Source organism: Marinomonas spartinae, assembly GCF_900089775.1.
GTDB lineage: Bacteria > Pseudomonadota > Gammaproteobacteria > Pseudomonadales > Marinomonadaceae > Marinomonas > Marinomonas spartinae.
Genome location: NZ_FLOB01000009.1, coordinates 35,546 through 52,929, shown reverse-complemented (window position 1 = coordinate 52,929; position 17,384 = coordinate 35,546). Strand labels below are relative to the sequence as shown.

Sequence of the window (17,384 nt, the reverse complement as noted above, 5' to 3'; positions counted from 1 at the left end):
GCGAGTGAGTACAAGAAAGCAATTGGAGAAAGAGTGCACTTATTAGCAGCCAAACCAGGGGGCTTTGTTGACGATGAAGGGATTGTCGATCTTGGACAAACCCCAGCAGACTTAGTGATTCTGGCCGCTGCAGATAGTGTGCTCGGTGCGCTTGGCAGTGCCTTGGAGCAATTGTCTGCTCAGGGGACGTCTTTACCCTCGGTTCGCCTTGCTAATTGGATGCAGTTGGTGAAACCTGCCGCGTACGATTTATACGAACACAAGGTACTTGATCACGCAAAAGTCGTTGTGGTGTCGTTGCTTGGCGGCGAGCATTACTGGGCCTATGGTTTTCAGCGTTTACAGGATTGGTCGCATGCTAAAAGTGGCCGAACCTTGATAGTTGTGCCAGGGGATGATGCGCAAGACCCTTCTTTAATGAAGGCTTCCACCGCACAACCAGAAGACGGTCACCGTGTGTGGCGCTATCTGCGTGAAAGCGGCCAAAGTAACTCTCAGCAATTATTGTATTTCCTCACGGATCGTTATTTCGATCAGCCTTATCCATGGCAAGAACCAGCCCCTTTACCCAATGCGTTGATTTATCATGGGGGGAGTGCGTCTGGCTTTTTGCAATGGCATCGCCACTATGCTGACGGTTTGGCAGAGGAACGTCCGGTTGCTATTGTGGCCTTTTATCGATCCCATTTACAAAGTGGTAATACCGCTATGTTTGATGGCTTGATCGAGATTTTAGAACAAGAAGGGATGGTGCCGTTGGCCGTAGCGGTGAGCTCTTTAAAAGACGATGTGTCAGTGGGCTTGATCGAGTCGCTAGTAGAACGCACTCAAGCCAAGGTGATTCTAAACACTACAGGCTTTGCTGCCAATCGCGTCGGCAGCCCTGATCTGGCTTCTGAGCCGACGGATTTTCAATCGGCCTTTGCTGTTCCCATTCCGGTGTTGCAGTTGATCCTGTCAGGCAGTACCGAAGAGGATTGGCAAGCGCAAACCCAAGGCTTGCGCAGTCGAGATGTGGCCATGCAAATCGTTTTGCCAGAAATGGATGGGCGCATTATTACGCGTACGGTCAGCTTTAAAGCCTTAAGTCATTACAACGACATCGCCCAAGTGGATTTGGTACGTTACGAATTACACCAAGAACGTGCGCGTTTTGTTGCTCAGCTTGCCAAGCGCTTCACTTATTTGGCCTGTAAACCCAATCATCAAAAACGCATTGCCTTTGTATTAGCCAATTACCCCACCAAAGATGGGCGTATTGGTAATGGGGTGGGCTTGGATACGCCCGCCTCGGCGGTCAATTTATTAAAAGCGCTAGAGAGTGCCGGGTATCCGATTGAGAATATTCCCGCCCACGGTAATGCCTTGATTGAAGAATTGCTTGGCGCGGTGACCAATAATCCCAATACCTTGCACGAACGAGGCTGCTGGCAAAGCCTCGCCTTAGAAGACTATTTACAGTATTTCTATCAACTGCCATTAGAGTGCCAGCATGCCGTTTGGGATCGCTGGGGGCCACCAGAAGACGATCATAAATGCCGCGAACAAAATGGCCAACGTCGCATTATGTTGGCGGGCATTCGCTTAGGGGAAACCTTTGTGGGGATTCAACCCGCCCGAGGGTTTAACTTGGATCGCGCTGCGAATTATCATGATCCCGATTTGATTCCCCCCCATAGTTATTTGGCGTTCTATTTTTGGCTGCGTCACGTTTATCAAGTGGACGCGTTTGTTCACGTAGGCAAACACGGCAACCTTGAATGGTTACCGGGCAAAGGCACGGCCTTGTCGGCGTCGTGCTGGCCGGATATCGCCCTTGGGCCTATGCCGCATTTTTATCCTTTTATCGTGAACGATCCCGGAGAGGGCGCGCAAGCCAAACGACGCGCACAAGCGGTGATTATTGATCACCTGATGCCACCTATGACCCGCTCTGAAACCTATGGAGACATGGCTGAACTGGAAAACCTCGTCGACGAATATTACCAAGCCATGGGCATGGACATACGCCGAGAAACCTGGCTACGCGAACAGATCCTCTACAAAGTTCAAGAGTCCCATTTATTGGAAGAACTTGTTGGGGTTGAAGCCAGCAATGATGATTCGGTCTTGGAAGGGTTAGACACCTATTTATGTGACATCAAAGAGGCGCAAATTCGGCATGGTTTGCACCGCTTAGGTGAATTACCAGAAGCCGATAAATTAGCCGATACCCTAGTGGCCTTGTTGCGTTTACCACGAGGTGGAGAGGTCACCAGTCAAGGGATTCTTCATGGGTTGGTAAACGACTTATCACTGGAGCAAGATGGATTTGATCCAATGAAAAGTGAGCGCGCACTATGGTTAGGTAATCGGCCTGAACTGTTAGAATCAGTGAGCCAATCGGCTTGGCGAACCCATGCGGATACGAAAGAGCGTTTGGAGCTATTGGCAAAAGCGTTAGTGTTGAGTTACGTCATCGGTGATGAATCGGTAGAGGAATTAGCTATAAGCCTACCGCAAACAGCGGTGTTATTGGTTCACAGTAAACAGCGTCTGCTGGAGGTGTTGCGGCAAAGTGCCCATAATGAAATACAGGCCTTATTGACCGGTTTAGCTGGTGGCTTTATTCCTCCTGGACCAAGTGGCGCACCAACCCGAGGTCGGCTGGATACGTTGCCAACGGGGCGTAATTTCTTCTCGGTGGACAATCGGGCGATTCCCTCCCCGGCAGCGTGGGCAATTGGTCAGCAATCGGCCGAAGCTTTAATCCAGAGACATTTGCAAGAGCATGGCGATTACCCGAAAGACTTGGGTTTGTCCGTATGGGGAACCGCCACCATGCGAACCGGTGGGGATGATATCGCTCAAGCCTTTGCTCTAATGGGCGTTCGTCCTATTTGGGCACCAGGGTCGAACCGTGTGACCGATTTTGAGATTCTATCCTGCATGCAACTCGGTCGACCTCGGGTGGATGTGACCTTGCGGGTATCCGGTTTTTTCCGTGATGCGTTTGCTAATGTGATGCGACTGTATGATGCGGCGGTGCAAGCTATTGCGGAGTTTGAAGAGCCCGGAACGGGGAATGTGATTCGTGCCAATGTGCAAGCACGTAAAAGCAAGTTACTTGCTGCAGGAATGAGCGACGGGCAAGCCAATCGTCAGGCCACTTACCGTGTTTTTGGTAGCAAACCGGGTGCTTATGGTGCAGGGTTGCAAGGTTTGATTGACGAGCGATGTTGGGATACCAAAGCGGATCTTGCGGAAGCCTATGTGAACTGGGGCGGTTATGCTTATGGTTCTTATAGTGATGGCGCTGATAACGATAGTGCTAATCATGGTGTTAAGAACCAAGGGGAAGGTGTAGAAGCGAAAGAAGCGTTTGTTGAGCGCTTGTCTCAGTTGGATGCAGTGGTACAAAATCAGGATAATCGTGAGCACGATATTCTCGATTCGGATGATTATTATCAATTTCAAGGGGGGATGACCAACGCGGTGACCACGTTTCGAGGGGAAGCCCCCAGTGTGTATCACAGCGATCATTCTAACCCCAGTTCACCCAAAATTCGTACCTTGAAAGAAGAGCTTAATCGAGTGGTGCGGTCCCGGGTGCTGAACCCAAAATGGATCGACGCTATGCAGACCCATGGTTACAAAGGCGCCTTTGAAATGACTGCTACGGTGGATTATTTATTCGCTTACGATGCGACAACCGATCTTGTGGCGGATTACCAATATGAGCAGGTGACCGATCGATTGTTACTTGATCCGGACAATCAAGCCTTTATGCGCGATAATAACCCCCATGCGCTTGAGGAAATGGGTGAGCGTTTGTTAGAGGCGATACAGCGTGGTATGTGGCAGAACGCAGAGGAATACCAGGAAAAAATTCAATCCTTGTTGCTTGATCTAGATCAGCAACAAGAACAACGTCAGTGATCTTGGGCAGAAGATCTCTTGTAACCTTGCTAGTTGAATTTAGACTAAGACTAGCTGAGATGAATAAAGTAGAGAGAAATGATGAGTAATAAAAAACAGGCCAAAAAGGGCATTATGATTTGTGGTCACGGCAGTCGAGATAAAGACGCTGAACGTGAATTTGGCCTTGTAGCGAAGGGACTCAAAGAACGTTACCCTGATATTCCAGTGGAATATGGCTTTCTGGAATTTTCTGCACCGAATATTCATATGGGCTTAGACAGTTTGGTGAATCAAGGTGTCGAAGAAATCTATGCCATACCGGGCATGTTGTTCGCCGCAACGCACGCCAAAAACGATATTCCTTCCGTTCTGACAACCTATGAAGAAAAGCACCCAGGTTTAAACATTACCTATGGTCGTGAATTAGGGTTGCAGGACGACATGATCGAAGCTTTTCAAGCGCGTATTTATGAATCCCTATGTCTGGATCCGGAAAACCCGCCCGAAAATCTTTATGACACCATGCTGGTGGTGGTCGGCCGCGGTACGTCTGATACCTCTGCGAATGCCGAAGCGGCTAAATTAACGCGTATTGTCAATGAAAACATGGGGTTTGGTTGGGCGGATACCGTTTATTCTGGCGTAACTTATCCCTCTGTCGGAGTGGGTCTTGAGAAGCTACTGAAATTGGGTTTTAAGCGCATTGTCGTGGCACCGTACTTCCTGTTTACCGGCCGCTTGATCAAACGGATTCAAGGGTATGTGAACAAAGTCGCCGAAGCGAACCCTGAGATCGCCTTCGTTCAAGCCCATTATTTAAGTGACCATACGAAAGTCATTGATGCATTCCAACATCGTGTGGAAGAGATCATGCAAGGGGAATTGCAAACGGGTGAAGAAACGCTGATGAGTTCCTTTAAACGCCGCCTTGCTGCAGGGGAAGTGGACATTCACCACCATCATGCCGAGTTTGTTGACCCACAAGATGATACACAAGGCTTATCAGAGTTCGATACTAAGCACTTTACTAACTTAGTTCAGTCCTTGGATCACTCGGAGAAAAAGCATTCAGTGCTACTCAAACATCATGACCATTCCCATGATCACGATCACTCACACAGCCATGCACACGACCATTCTCATAGTCATGATCACTCTCATGGGCACTCTCATAGCCATGGAGATCATGGTCACAGCCATGGTGTTTACAAACACATTGGTCACCCAATGGGGCCACGTACCATGATTGGTGAGGGAATTTGTTGCTGCTTTATGAGCCAGTTCACCGATGAGATTTTGGAAGAAGAGAAAGACAAAATCGATGGGGATTGCACGAAAACAGCGTTTGCTCATCGCTGATTCCGCTATCGATAAACGCTTACTTAAACACGAAAAGCCAGCCTCCGAGCTGGCTTTTTTTGGATAAAACGAACAAAAAGCACAGTCTTTCATCTCTTTCTGAATAAAAATTTCTGATCTTCCAATCAATTCATCTTTTCTTTAACTCATTATCAACTCTCGTTTTTTTCTCGCTTCAGTTTTTGATTGACGTTTAGTAGGCATTATTTTGTATGCATGTCGATGGTTTATTTTTTGATTTTTTTACAAACAGGCTTCACATAAATAAAATATAGTGCCATTATATGGAATTATAACAATAACAAATTCCATAATACGGAATTTAATAAAATTAAGGACGTTGATATGCCAATAATTTCTATAGAGAAGCTTACTGATACTTACAAAAGCATTTTGTCAGCGAGGGGAATGCAAACTGAGTCAGCAGCGCGTCTTGCTGAAGGTTTTGTAGAAATGGCAAATGAAGGTATTTATTCCCATGGTATTAATCGATTCCCTGTTTTTATATCTCAGGTAGATAAAGGCCAAATTAAACTCAATGAAACACCTGAGTGTGTGAATAGTATGGGGGCTTTGGAACAGTGGGACTGTCATTATGGTCCTGGGGTATTGAATGGCTTAATTTGTGCAGATCGTGCGATGGAACTTGCTCGTCAATATGGCATTGGCATGGTCGGTATGCGCCATTCGAACCATTGGATGCGTGGCGGTTCTTATGTGCTGCGAATGGCCCGTGAAGGGTTTGCTGGTATTGCCGCTACCAACTCAACAGCCGTTATGCCTGCATGGGGGGGGAAAGATCATCGCTTAGGGACTAACCCTCTTATTATGGCGATTGCCGGAGAGCCTCCCGTTCTTGTCGATTGCTCTATGTCTCAATATTCCTATGGTCAACTTCAGAACTACGTCTTAGCAGATAAAGAACTGCCAGTGATTGGTGGTTACGATGATGCTGGTGAGTTAACGAAAGATCCACATGTGTTGTGGAAAAACAAACGCATTTTGCCCATGGGGTTCTGGAAAGGCTCTTCCATGTCGATTGTTTTAGACATGATGCTAACCGCGATTACTGGCGGACATTCCGTCCCAGCACTTACAGAAGATATGGGAGGCGAGTTTGGCGTGTCTCAATTTCTTATTGCCATAGACCTTAGTAAAACCATCGACGCTTCCCAGTTTTCAGCAGAAATGAAACGGATTAGAGAATATGTTTTGTCATCTGAACCTGCTGAATCCGGTACTGTGCAGATTGCTGGTAGCAGTATTGAAAAGTTCATAGAGAAACACAGAGAAGCAGGCGGTATTGAGATTCATGAGCAAATTTGGGAGCAAATCCAAGCATTGCTGAGTTGATAAAACGAGTTTCCAGAGGCTTTCACCATGATAAAAATAATTAAATGGATGTGGCAATGCATAGATGTGATTATCACCGTTATTCTCGCTTCTATGATTGTTTTAGTGTTTACCAATGTGGTTCTTCGCTATGGTTTTTCATCAGGGCTTAGAGCATCAGTAGAGCTTTCTAGATTGTGCTTAGTTTGGATTGTTTTACTAGGTGCGGCCGTTGTATTACGCCGCGGTGAACATCTCGCTATTGCTGAGTTTTCAGAACGGTTTTTTCCAAGTGCTGTGCCGATTCTTAATCGCTTGATTTGGATCGTTATACTTATTTCATCAGGCATGTTGTTCTTTGGTGCTATTAATCAAACAATGGCAAATTGGAACAATATCTCTCCTCTTACAGGCCTTCCTACTGCTCTATTTGCATTGGCTGGTGTGATATCTGGGTTATTAATTGCATTGATTTCTTTGGTCCGAATATTCAATCCTCATTGGCTGATGGATATGGAGGATCAAGAATGACGTTGGCTATTTTTCTTATTGTGCTAATCGGTTCGATTTTACTGGGGCTACCAGTATCATTTGCCCTCTTATTATCCTCCATGGCACTTATGTTTCATATGAACCTTTTTAGTGCCGATATATTATCTAATGCGCTCATTAGTGGTGTGGATAGCTTTACTCTTTTGGCCATTCCTTTCTTCTTAGTTGCTGGTGAGGTGATGTCAATTGGTGGCTTGTCTATAAGAATTGTGCGTCTTGCCAATGCGTTTGTTGGTCATCGTAAAGGCGGTTTAGGCTATGTTGCTATTCTAACATCTATTTTGTTAGCTGGGTTATCTGGCTCCGCTGTTGCTGATGCTGCAGCACTTGTGAGCATTCTCTACCCTATGATGAGAGGTGCAAAATACCCTGAAGGATCGTCTATTGGATTGCTTGCTTCTGGTGGAATTATTGCTCCCGTTATTCCTCCTTCTATTCCTTTGATTTTAATTGGTGTTGCTGGTGGTATATCCATTAAGAACCTATTTATTGCCGGGATTGTACCAGGCTTTATTATGGGGATGACATTACTTATCGTGTGGTTTGTATTAGCTAGAAAGAAAAATTTTGAAATTATTGAAAAATCATCAGGAGCCGAGCGGTTAAATGCTTTAAAAGATGGTATTTGGGCACTTTTTTTACCCATTATTATATTAGGTGGGATTCGTTTTGGTGTATTCACTCCTACAGAAGCCGCTGCAGTAGCAGCCGTTTATGCCATTTTTATTTCTACTTTTGTCTATCGTGAATTAACATTTCGCAAGTTATATCTGGTGCTTGGCCGAGCTGCACGATCAACAGCCATGGTGATGTTCCTTGTTGGTTGCGCGATGGTGGCTGCTTGGTTAATTACCGTTGCCCAATTGCCTCAACAGCTTGCCGAATTACTGACACCACTTGTCGACAGCCCACGTTTATTAATGGCCGTTATTATGCTGCTGGTTTTTTTAGTTGGCATGGTGATGGATTTAAGCCCAAGTATCTTGATTCTGGTGCCATTACTTATGCCGGTTATTAAATTGGCAGGTATTGATCCTGTGTATTTCGGATTAATGTTTGTTATTAATACTTCCATAGGTCTCATTACTCCCCCCGTTGGTAATGTTTTAAATGTTGTTTGTGGGGTCTCTCGAGTACCAATGTCTGCCTCTATAAAAGGTGTACTTCCATTTATAGGGGCCTATATGTTGTTACTTATACTATTTATCGTATTTCCTGGAATTATAACTGTTCCAATGAAATTAATTATTGGTTGAAATCAAAAGGAGAAAAATAATGAAAATAATTAAATTTTGTTTGAAATATTTGAGTGTTGTGTCATTGATGACATTAACCGTTTTTTCTGGTAATTCGATGGCGGATATGACGTTTAAGCTGGCTCATTCAGCACCTAAGTCAGATCTACAGCAAACAATGTCTCTTTATTTTAAAAAAGAAGTTGAAAGTCGCACTCATGGTGATATTAAAGTTAACATATTCCCTCATGGTCAACTTGGCACTGATTCTCAACTGATTCAGGAAACACGCTTAGGCGTTATTACCTTTTCCATTGTCGGTTTGAATAATTATTCTGGACTACTACCTGAATCTTCTGCTTTTACCCTGCCATTTATGTTTCCTAATCGAAAAACCGCTTATAAAGTGCTGGACGGAAAAGTGGGGCAATCTGTTTTAGCTAACATGGAGCAGTTTGGTATTAAAGGGCTTGGTTATCCTGAAAATGGTTATCGAAACATTACTAATAATCGAGGCCCCATTCGTGAACCGAGTGATCTTAAGGGTTTAAGGATGCGAGTGAATGGTTCTAAAGCATTGAATGATATGTTTGCTCTTTTAGGGGCGAATCCAACTCAAATTCCCGCGTCAGAGCTTTATAATGCATTAGAAACAAATGTTGTGAATGCTCAAGATCAACCTATTCCAGTTACCCTTTCTTATAAGCTTTATGAAGTTCAGAAGTATTTAAGTCTTACTCAGCATGCTTATTCACCATTAGTTTTTGTGATGAACTTAAAAAAGTTTAATAAATTAAGTCCTGAAAATCAGAAAATTATCATGAGTTCTGCAAAAGATGCGATTGCTATGCAACGTAAACTAAGTGTTGATAAAGAGGCCAAAATGATTTCTGAGCTAGAGGCGCATGGCATGAAAGTCAATCGTGATGTCGATACTGCGGCATTTCAAAAAGCGGTCAAGCCTGTTTGGAATGCCTTTATTAAACAATACGGCGACAAAATGGTGAACGAAATTTTAGCGGCATCAAAACAATAAAAAAGTGCGGGGTTTGATGAGAATCATCTTATTAAGCCCTGTATTTGATCTTGTATTTTATTGAGCATCAAGAATCGATTTTCGTGAGGGAATCATTATGTATCAAGCATTAAAAGAGCGGGTTTTAAAGGCCAATTTAAAGCTTCCCGAGTATGGTCTAGTCACTTTTACCTGGGGTAACGTGTCTGAGATAGATCGTGATAAAGGCATTATTGCGATTAAGCCATCGGGTGTGGAGTATTCGCAAATGACAGTCGATGACATTGTTATTGTTGATCTCGATGGTAAACAAGTGGAAGGGCATCTAAACCCTTCCAGTGACACACAAACCCACATTGAGTTGTATAAAGCGTTCCATAGTATTGGTGGCATTGTCCACACTCATTCTCGACATGCGACAGTTTGGGCCCAGGCGGGGCTGGATATACCCGCATTGGGAACAACGCACGCTGATTATTTTTACGGCGATATACCCTGTACTCGTCAGCTCTCAGCTGCTGAAATTGCTCATGATTATGAGAAAAATACGGGGCTTGTTCTTATTGAAGAGTTCACTAAAAGAAACCTTGATGCCGCCGCCATTCCAGGTGCGGTTGTTTCTGGTCATGCGCCTTTTTCGTGGGGAAAAGACGCGTTTGATGCAGTTCATAACGCCGTTGTGTTAGAGGAAGTATCAGCCATGGCCATCGCAACTCGCTCCTTAAACCTCGGAGTGAAAGTCCAAGAGGAATTATTGGATAAGCATTATCTGCGTAAACATGGCAAAGATGCCTATTACGGCCAGAAATCGTAGGAAGTCAGAGATGAACTATTTTATTGGATTGGACTCAGGTGGAACCTTTATGAAGGCGGCCTTATTGGATCGTTCTGGTCATCAAATTGCTATAGCAAAGGTGTCTGCGAAAGTTATTAATAGTAAACAGGGATGGGTTGAACGAGATTTAGATGCCTTATGGGATGATGCTAAGGCCGCCATTTCAAAACTATTAACGACAACAGATATTAATGTTGATGACATCAAAGGTATTAGCATTTCCGCACAAGGTAAGGGCGTGTATTTGCTTGATAAGAATCAGCGTAATTTACGAAATGGTATCTTGTCTTCCGACTCTCGATCTCTTGATATTGTGGAAAGATGGCAGGCGGAAAAGCTTCCTGAAAAGATTTATCCGCTTACTCTACAAACCTTATGGACAGGACATCCCGTTTCCATTATTCGTTGGCTAAAAGACTATGAGCCGGAAAACTACGAGCAAATCGGTGCCATATTAATGGCTCACGATTATATTCGTTTTCGATTAACTGGTGAGGTACACGCTGAGTTAACCAATATCTCTGAAAGCAATTTCTTCAATGCCAATACAGGAAATTATGATGCTGAACTGCTGGCTTTATTTGGCATTGATGAGGTGTTTTCCGCTCTCCCTCCTATTATAAAACCTGACCAGTTAGCGGGTTATGTTACGCCAGAAATAGCCCGTGAAACAGGTTTAAAAGTAGGAACCCAGGTATTTGGTGGACTATTTGATGTGGTGTCAACAGCCGTTTGTTCAGGCATTGATGAAAGTGCTGACTCACTTAATTATGTGATGGGAACCTGGTCCGTCACTTCCGGCATTGCAGATAATATTCCGCCTTTAGATTACCGCTATGTCTATGGTCATTATGTGGTTGATGGACAATATATTATTCACGAAGCCAGTCCCACATCAGCAGGCAATTATGAATGGTTTGTCGATTATTTGGGCCAAAATGGTGAGTTTAACCATCAAGAAAATGAAGCATTGGTGGCTGCTTTGGCACCAGCAAGCAGTGATTTGTTTTTTGTTCCCTTTTTGTATGGATCGAATATGGGACTGGGTCTAAAAGCTGGTTTTTATGGGTTGCAGGCGCACCATTCAAAAGGGCAATTGATTCAAGCAATCTGGGAAGGCATTTTATTTTGTCACAATGTGCATTTAGACCGAATGCGAGTGCGTTTTCCTGATGCTACCTCCCTTCGAGTTGCAGGTGGGTCAACGGTATCAAATGTATGGATGCAAATGCTTGCGGATCTTACCGGAATGTCGATTGAAATTCCTTGTATAGAGGAAACCGGCTCTCTTGGAGCCGCTTTGGTTGCCATGGCCGGTGCGGGTGAATACCCGTCGATTCAAGCGGGTTTTAAGGCGATGCACGTCGATATAAAACGCTTCCATCCTAACACGTCTCACTACGAACAATACCAGCGAAAATATCGTCGTTATTTGCAGCTTGTCGCCTTTTTTAAAGCATTTGAGGAACAAAAATATGACTAAACCATTATTACAAATGGCATTGGACTCAACCGATATAGACACAGCTTTTGAGTCCGTCTCGCGTGTTGCTGAGCAATTAGACGTGATTGAAGTCGGCACTATCTTAGCGTTTGCCGAAGGCATGAGCTGCGTGGCAAAAATGCGTAAAAAGTACCCGAATCACATTATTGTGTGTGACATGAAAGTGACCGATGCCAGTGCCATTTTAACAAAGTTGGCATTAGAAGCGGGAGCTAATTGGGTAACCGTTAGCGCTGCAGCACACATTGAAACCATCAAGGCAGCGAAGAAAATAGCAGATCAACATCAGGGTGATATTCAAATAGAGCTATACGGTCATTGGACCTTAGAGGACGCCAGAGCATGGTATGATATGGGGGTTACTCAAGCCATTTATCATCGTTCTCGAGACGCAGAACTTGCAGGCGTTAGTTGGACAGACCAAGACCTTAACAAAATGCAGAAGCTCTCAGATATTGGTATTGAGTTATCCATTACAGGTGGAATTGAGCCCGCAGACTTGTCTTTATTCAAACACATTAAAGTAAAAGCCTTTATTGCTGGTCGAGCATTAGCAAGCGATAAGGGTTTGGTTGTTGCGGGATCATTTCATAATGAAATATCTAAATTCTGGTAGGTCTTTTTTATGAGTGAGCAAATTAAGTCATTAATCAAAGCATTAAATGTGTTGGAGTTTTTAGGAAAGTTTCCAAATGGCACGTCTTTGAATCATATATCTGAGACGCTGAAGATGACGAAATCTTCCGTCCATCGAGTGCTCTCAACTTATGAAAGCGAAGGCTACGTGACACAGCTTTCAAGTGGTGGCGATTATCGACTGACAATGAAGTTGCTACATGTTGGGCAAAGTGCTTTGAATTCTGATGTTACCGGCTATGTAAAGCCTCATTTAACCAACTTGCTAGCTTCCGTGAATGAAACAGTGAATTTTTTAGCCTTCGATGGGGACAATATTATCTTTAAAGATAAGTTAGAACCCAAAGATGCCTCTTTTAGAACCCGTACCTACGTGGGGTTACATTCCCCTGCTTATTGTTCGGCAGCTGGTAAATGTTTTTTAGCCTTTGCGAATGATCAAGTTCGTGAAGCGTATTGGCAGCGAAATGCCAATACGATGGAGCAATTAACCGAAAATACCATCTTGGAAAAAGAAGCATTTTTCCAATCTCTTGACCAAATTCGTGAACGCGGTTTTGCGATTGATGATGAAGAAAACGAAGCCGGAATCTCTTGTGTGGCAAAGCCTGTTTTTAATAAAGAAAAAATGCCGATTTATGCCATCAGTATTTCGTCATTAACACCAAAAATGAATCGACTGGGTTTTGAAGATCTAGCTAGGCGTTTGTCTATTACAGCGCTTGAAATCGAAAATACTCTTTTTTGAGGCAATATGATGATCCATTTTAATAAAAAATTTCGCTTAGGTATCTATGAAAAAGCTTTACCTGTTGACCTATCTTGGCGGGAAAGACTTTCTAAAGCCAAAGAGTTGGGTTTTGATTTTGTTGAAATATCAGTGGATGAAACGGACGATCGGCAGGCTCGGCTTGACTGGTCAGACCAAGAGATTTATGCACTACGGGATGTCTGCATAGAACAGGATATGCCTTTGCACTCTATGTGTTTAAGTGCTCATCGTAAATACCCATTTGGTTCAATGGATGACTCGGTACGTGACAAGGCTTTTGAGATCATGGAGAAAGCCATCGCACTGGCCTATAAATTGGGGATCCGTTGTATTCAGATGGCGGGTTATGATGTGTATTACGAACCTCAATCTCAGGCAACCCATGAGCGTTTTGTTGAGGGCATGCAAAAAGCCACTAAGATGGCAGAGCGTGCTGGTGTTTTGTTGGGTGTTGAAATCATGGATACGCCTTATCTTAACTCACTTAGCAAATTTGAAGTACTGAAACAAAAAATACCTTCCCCTTATTTCATGGCTTATCCCGATGTCGGTAATATTTCGGGATGGAATCATGATGTACCGACAGAACTTAAATTATCTCATCAACATATTGTTCAAATTCACTTAAAAGACACATTAAGAGTCTCCCCTGATAGTAAGGGTCAGTTTCGCGATTTAGTGATAGGTGAAGGACAAGTGGATTTTTATACGATTTTTAAAACCCTTGCTGAAATAGATTATGCCGCTCCATTTGTTATTGAAATGTGGGCTCAAGACAACAACTGGTTTGAAAATATTAAGATGGCAAAAGCTAAGTTAGAAAAAATAGCCAGTGAGTCGGGACTTTCACTTAGTTAATTTATAGTAAGAATGCCATGATTTAAACCGTTTAAAAGCCATAAAAATAAAAAATAACACACCTAGGGATACTACGAACAAGTCAGATAATTCTGGTCTGACTTGTTCCGCACGACAGCAATACTTCAAAAGTGCCAATTAGACGCAGTTTTCTCACTATTATGGTGCTTTGAACAACCAAAATCCGTCATTTGGACGGACTAACCTCGTGCAGACCGTATCATCTGATCCACTCGTAACAAATTTCCAAGCGTAAACAGTACGGCGAGTTTGTTGTCATTTTTAGACAGACCTTTGTAGATGACTTTGCGAAAACCAAATTGGCATTTCAATAGTCTAAACGGATGCTCGACTTTCGCTCTGATACTCGCCTTTAAGTATTCCGTTCGGATCAGCTGCGCCTTGAGACGGGGATGCTTTTTCCAAACACGTATCTTGCTAGGTATTTCAGCCACTAACCAATCGACTTTCTTATCCTTTGTTTCTGTGCGATTTTCTACGCCACGGTAGCCCGAGTCCGCAGATATAAATGATTCACCCCCATGAAGCCGTTCTGGCAACTGGTTTAGATCGTGATCATTAGCTGGTGTGGTGGTGAAGCTATGTATTAAGCCAAGTTTTGCATCCACACCGATATGAGCCTTCAAGCCAAAGAACCACTGCTTCCCCTTTTGCGTTTGATGCATTTCGGGATCACGTGCGTTTGATGTATTTTTAGTGGAACTCGCTGCCTCAATGATCGTTGCATCCACGATTGTCCCTTCTTTAAAGTAGATACCGGAGTTTCCATTGCTGGATCACTCATGTTGTACCAGTTCTGCATAAAGTGAATGCGCAGCATAGTAGCGAGAGGGTAAGGACGCCGACCATTGCCAGCTTTTGGGTAGAACTGTTCAATTTGAGCTTCAAGCTGTTGCCTTGGAATCAGTTCATTCATCCGACCAAGGAAACGTTCTTTACGGGTTTTACGGCGTTTGCTGGTAAATTCGGTATCGGCGAAGGAGAGCTGGTTCATGGCGGGCAGGAGTCACAGTTAATTTAAGTCGGCAAGATTGTCTCATGTTCCCTAACTTAAACACGAAAAAGCCAGCTTCCTAGCTGGCTTTTTCGTGAGATGGTGAGTCGGTCAAAAAACAGACTTTTAAATGTCATCTATTTATGACATAAACATCGGATGGACAATAGGAGATCAATTGATGAAGTTTCGTTTTTTGGTAGGTTTGATGGTGTTATGGAGTGTTGGAGTGCAGGCAAAATTTGTTCAGTCTGGTATGGAACTGGTGGATACCATTCCCAGTGGAACCAGTTTGTCGACGCCTGATTTACGAGATGCTGTCAGTGTATGGTGCAGTGAGTTTGATAAGGCAAAAAGTGCTATTGATATCGCTCAGTTTTATGTGTCGGGTGAGCCTAATACTACAAATGGTCCGTTACAAAAAGTGATTCAGCATCTAAGAGAGGCGGGTGAGCGTGGCGTTAAAATTCGCTTTTTGATGGATCAACATGGTTTAAGAATCTCCGATAAAAAGACCATAGAGGAATTGAAAACCATCCCCAATTTAACGTTTAAATTGATCGATTATAATAAAATTGGTGGTGGCATTATTCATGCGAAGTACTTTGTGATCGATGGCGGAAAAAGTGCTTATATGGGCAGCCAAAATTTCGACTGGCGCTCCTTAAAACACATTCATGAAACGGGCTTGTTGGTAACCAATACAACCATTGCGCGTGAAATGCAGGCGATATTTGAAGTGGATTGGATGAATCAGTCAAGGGTTCAACAGGGTCAACCGCCAGTGGTACTCAATACCAAAACTGTGCTAGCTGATGAGTCGCAGCCTGATTATTTGGTTGCCAGCCCCAATGCCTTTAATCCTCCTGGTGTGGGGGACTCCCAGAGTGAATTGCCGCGCCTTCTAGCCAAAGCGAAACACGAAGTCAAAATCATGGTGATGACCTATGCCCCATTGTCTTATTCTACTCATCGACCACGGCCTTATTATCCGATCATTGATACCGCCATTCGTGCCGCTGCGCAACGTGGTGTTAAAATAGAGTTAATGGTGTCGAGTTGGAATACGGGAAAACCGGATATCGATTATTTAAAGAGCTTACAAGTTTTACCAAACATTCAAATTAAGGTTGTGACCTTTCCTCAAGCCAAAGAGGGGTTTATTCCGTATGCCCGCGTTTTACATAGCAAGACGATGGAAATTGATCATAAAATCGCTTGGGTTGGTACCAGTAACTGGGAAGGTGGATATATGGATAATTCACGCAACTTAGAAATGGTGATGCAAAATGGTGCCATGGCTAATCGTATTGCTGAGTTACACCAGCAGTTATGGGATAGCCAATATGCTAAGCCGTTAGAGGTGGATAAGGATTATCCAACGCCTCACCCTGGCTCGGAAAAATAAACCTTGTCAGTCATAAGGGCCGCTCAAGCGGCTCTTTTACTGTTGAGTGTCCCTTTACTATTAAAACGATTCGTTGCTTGTACGGTCAGGTTTTAGTTCATAGGCTCTGATGTCTTGATGACTTGAACCTTTAAATCGAGTAGTTCCACAGGAGGGCCAAATTGCGTGTAGATGGCAACATCCGCCGCATCTCGCCCAAAGGCAACAGCCACACGGCCACCGTGTAAATTCGCCTGAGTAGGATCAAATGTGTACCAGCGATCTCCCACATAGGCTTCAAACCAAGCGTGTAGATCCATGGGCTCTAATCCCTCTAGATAGCCCACCACCATGCGCGCTGGAATAGCGAGTGCACGACAGCAAGCAATGCCTAAATGGGCCATATCTCGACACACGCCACGGCCAGCTTCGTTGACTTGAGAGGCGCTGATATTCTGCTCACCTTGCCCTGGCGTATATTGAATGGCATGGCGAATGTAATCGACAATAGCGCAGCATTGGTCGTACCCTGGTGGTAGTCCGACAACGATGGATGAGGCCATCTCGGTAAAATGATCAGAATCACAATAACGACTGGGGTGTAAAAACGGCAGTGTGTCGTTTGGTAGTTTTTGTATGTCGACAAAAGGTGCACCTGGTGCCGAATCGGAGGCATCGGCGGTTTCGATTTCGACAGATGTCCGAATCGTGAAATGGCCTGCTGGGGCAACTAGGCGTTGGCATAGGTTGCCAAACGAATCAGTAAATTCAACCGCTGGAACACTGGGTGATAAAACATACTCTTCACGGGCAATCCATTGTTGCATACCGCTACGAGGGCGCAACATAAGTAAGAAGGGGGTCGGTGTGTCAATATAAAACTCAAGAGTGCTAGAGGCTTGTAACCACATGATCATGTCCCACCGATTGATTGTCTGGTTTTTACACTAGCATCTCTTTGTTATAAGCGCTGTTTAATTTTGT

13 protein-coding genes and 1 pseudogene are annotated in these 17,384 nt (G+C 44.0%); 12 read left to right on the top strand and 2 right to left on the bottom strand.

Annotated elements, in window-relative coordinates:
* Positions 1-33: 33 nt before the first annotated feature.
* The 11 genes from cobN to MSP8886_RS16175 all read left to right on the top strand — a co-directional run bounded on the left by cobN (position 34) and on the right by MSP8886_RS16175 (position 13,998).
* Positions 34-3,918 carry a cobaltochelatase subunit CobN gene (cobN, locus tag MSP8886_RS16225; protein WP_067018335.1) on the top strand — a complete coding sequence of 1,295 codons (3,885 nt, stop codon included), beginning with the start codon at positions 34-36 and terminating at the stop codon, positions 3,916-3,918.
* Positions 3,919-3,999: 81 nt separating this feature from the next.
* Entirely contained in the window at positions 4,000-5,259 is a 1,260-nt protein-coding gene (locus MSP8886_RS16220; protein ID WP_067018332.1) for a sirohydrochlorin chelatase, read from the top strand.
* A gap of 345 nt (positions 5,260-5,604) precedes the next feature.
* Positions 5,605-6,612 carry a 3-dehydro-L-gulonate 2-dehydrogenase gene (gene yiaK / locus MSP8886_RS16215; RefSeq protein WP_067018330.1) on the top strand — a complete coding sequence of 336 codons (1,008 nt, stop codon included), beginning with the start codon at positions 5,605-5,607 and terminating at the stop codon, positions 6,610-6,612.
* 27 nt (positions 6,613-6,639) lie between these two features.
* Entirely contained in the window at positions 6,640-7,122 is a 483-nt protein-coding gene (locus tag MSP8886_RS16210) for a TRAP transporter small permease (RefSeq protein ID WP_067018328.1), read from the top strand.
* The gene (locus MSP8886_RS16205; protein WP_067018326.1) at positions 7,119-8,399 is read left to right on the top strand and encodes a TRAP transporter large permease subunit; all 1,281 of its coding nucleotides are present in this window, start codon (positions 7,119-7,121) and stop codon (positions 8,397-8,399) included. The genes MSP8886_RS16210 and MSP8886_RS16205 overlap by 4 nt, the downstream gene beginning before the upstream one ends.
* A gap of 19 nt (positions 8,400-8,418) precedes the next feature.
* Complete coding sequence (locus tag MSP8886_RS16200) at positions 8,419-9,414, top strand: DctP family TRAP transporter solute-binding subunit (RefSeq protein ID WP_067018324.1); 996 nt, start codon at positions 8,419-8,421, stop codon at positions 9,412-9,414.
* 97 nt (positions 9,415-9,511) lie between these two features.
* Positions 9,512-10,207, top strand: coding sequence for an L-ribulose-5-phosphate 4-epimerase (locus tag MSP8886_RS16195; protein ID WP_067018322.1), 696 nt, complete (start codon positions 9,512-9,514; stop codon positions 10,205-10,207).
* Between the two features lie 10 nt (positions 10,208-10,217).
* On the top strand, positions 10,218-11,711 hold the full coding sequence (locus MSP8886_RS16190) for an FGGY-family carbohydrate kinase (protein WP_067018320.1): 1,494 nt from the start codon (positions 10,218-10,220) through the stop codon (positions 11,709-11,711).
* Positions 11,704-12,348 carry a 3-keto-L-gulonate-6-phosphate decarboxylase UlaD gene (locus MSP8886_RS16185; protein ID WP_067018318.1) on the top strand — a complete coding sequence of 215 codons (645 nt, stop codon included), beginning with the start codon at positions 11,704-11,706 and terminating at the stop codon, positions 12,346-12,348. Before MSP8886_RS16190 ends, MSP8886_RS16185 begins: the two co-directional genes overlap by 8 nt.
* 9 nt (positions 12,349-12,357) lie before the next feature.
* Positions 12,358-13,116, top strand: coding sequence for an IclR family transcriptional regulator (locus MSP8886_RS16180; protein ID WP_067018316.1), 759 nt, complete (start codon positions 12,358-12,360; stop codon positions 13,114-13,116).
* Positions 13,117-13,122: 6 nt separating this feature from the next.
* The gene (locus MSP8886_RS16175; protein ID WP_245659119.1) at positions 13,123-13,998 is read left to right on the top strand and encodes an L-ribulose-5-phosphate 3-epimerase; all 876 of its coding nucleotides are present in this window, start codon (positions 13,123-13,125) and stop codon (positions 13,996-13,998) included.
* A gap of 200 nt (positions 13,999-14,198) precedes the next feature.
* Here the strand turns inward: MSP8886_RS16175 and MSP8886_RS16170 are convergent.
* Positions 14,199-15,013: pseudogene (locus tag MSP8886_RS16170) on the bottom strand (IS5 family transposase).
* A gap of 181 nt (positions 15,014-15,194) precedes the next feature.
* Between MSP8886_RS16170 and MSP8886_RS16165 the strand changes: the two are divergent.
* Positions 15,195-16,421, top strand: coding sequence for a phospholipase D-like domain-containing protein (locus tag MSP8886_RS16165; protein WP_067018315.1), 1,227 nt, complete (start codon positions 15,195-15,197; stop codon positions 16,419-16,421).
* Positions 16,422-16,513: 92 nt separating this feature from the next.
* Here MSP8886_RS16165 and MSP8886_RS16160 read toward each other — a convergent pair whose 3' ends face one another.
* Entirely contained in the window at positions 16,514-17,311 is a 798-nt protein-coding gene (locus MSP8886_RS16160) for a transglutaminase domain-containing protein (protein WP_067018313.1), read from the bottom strand.
* Between the last annotated feature and the right edge of the window lie 73 nt (positions 17,312-17,384).

Coding starts and splice junctions, on each gene's coding strand:
- MSP8886_RS16195 (WP_067018322.1), top strand. CDS start 9,512: ATGTATCAAGCATTAAAAGAGCGGGTTTTAAAGGCCAATTTAAAGCTT.
- MSP8886_RS16190 (WP_067018320.1), top strand. CDS start 10,218: ATGAACTATTTTATTGGATTGGACTCAGGTGGAACCTTTATGAAGGCG.
- MSP8886_RS16175 (WP_245659119.1), top strand. CDS start 13,123: ATGATGATCCATTTTAATAAAAAATTTCGCTTAGGTATCTATGAAAAA.
- MSP8886_RS16165 (WP_067018315.1), top strand. CDS start 15,195: ATGAAGTTTCGTTTTTTGGTAGGTTTGATGGTGTTATGGAGTGTTGGA.
- MSP8886_RS16200 (WP_067018324.1), top strand. CDS start 8,419: ATGAAAATAATTAAATTTTGTTTGAAATATTTGAGTGTTGTGTCATTG.
- MSP8886_RS16160 (WP_067018313.1), bottom strand. CDS start 17,311: ATGTGGTTACAAGCCTCTAGCACTCTTGAGTTTTATATTGACACACCG.
- MSP8886_RS16205 (WP_067018326.1), top strand. CDS start 7,119: ATGACGTTGGCTATTTTTCTTATTGTGCTAATCGGTTCGATTTTACTG.
- MSP8886_RS16185 (WP_067018318.1), top strand. CDS start 11,704: ATGACTAAACCATTATTACAAATGGCATTGGACTCAACCGATATAGAC.
- yiaK (WP_067018330.1), top strand. CDS start 5,605: ATGCCAATAATTTCTATAGAGAAGCTTACTGATACTTACAAAAGCATT.
- MSP8886_RS16180 (WP_067018316.1), top strand. CDS start 12,358: ATGAGTGAGCAAATTAAGTCATTAATCAAAGCATTAAATGTGTTGGAG.
- MSP8886_RS16210 (WP_067018328.1), top strand. CDS start 6,640: ATGATAAAAATAATTAAATGGATGTGGCAATGCATAGATGTGATTATC.
- MSP8886_RS16220 (WP_067018332.1), top strand. CDS start 4,000: ATGAGTAATAAAAAACAGGCCAAAAAGGGCATTATGATTTGTGGTCAC.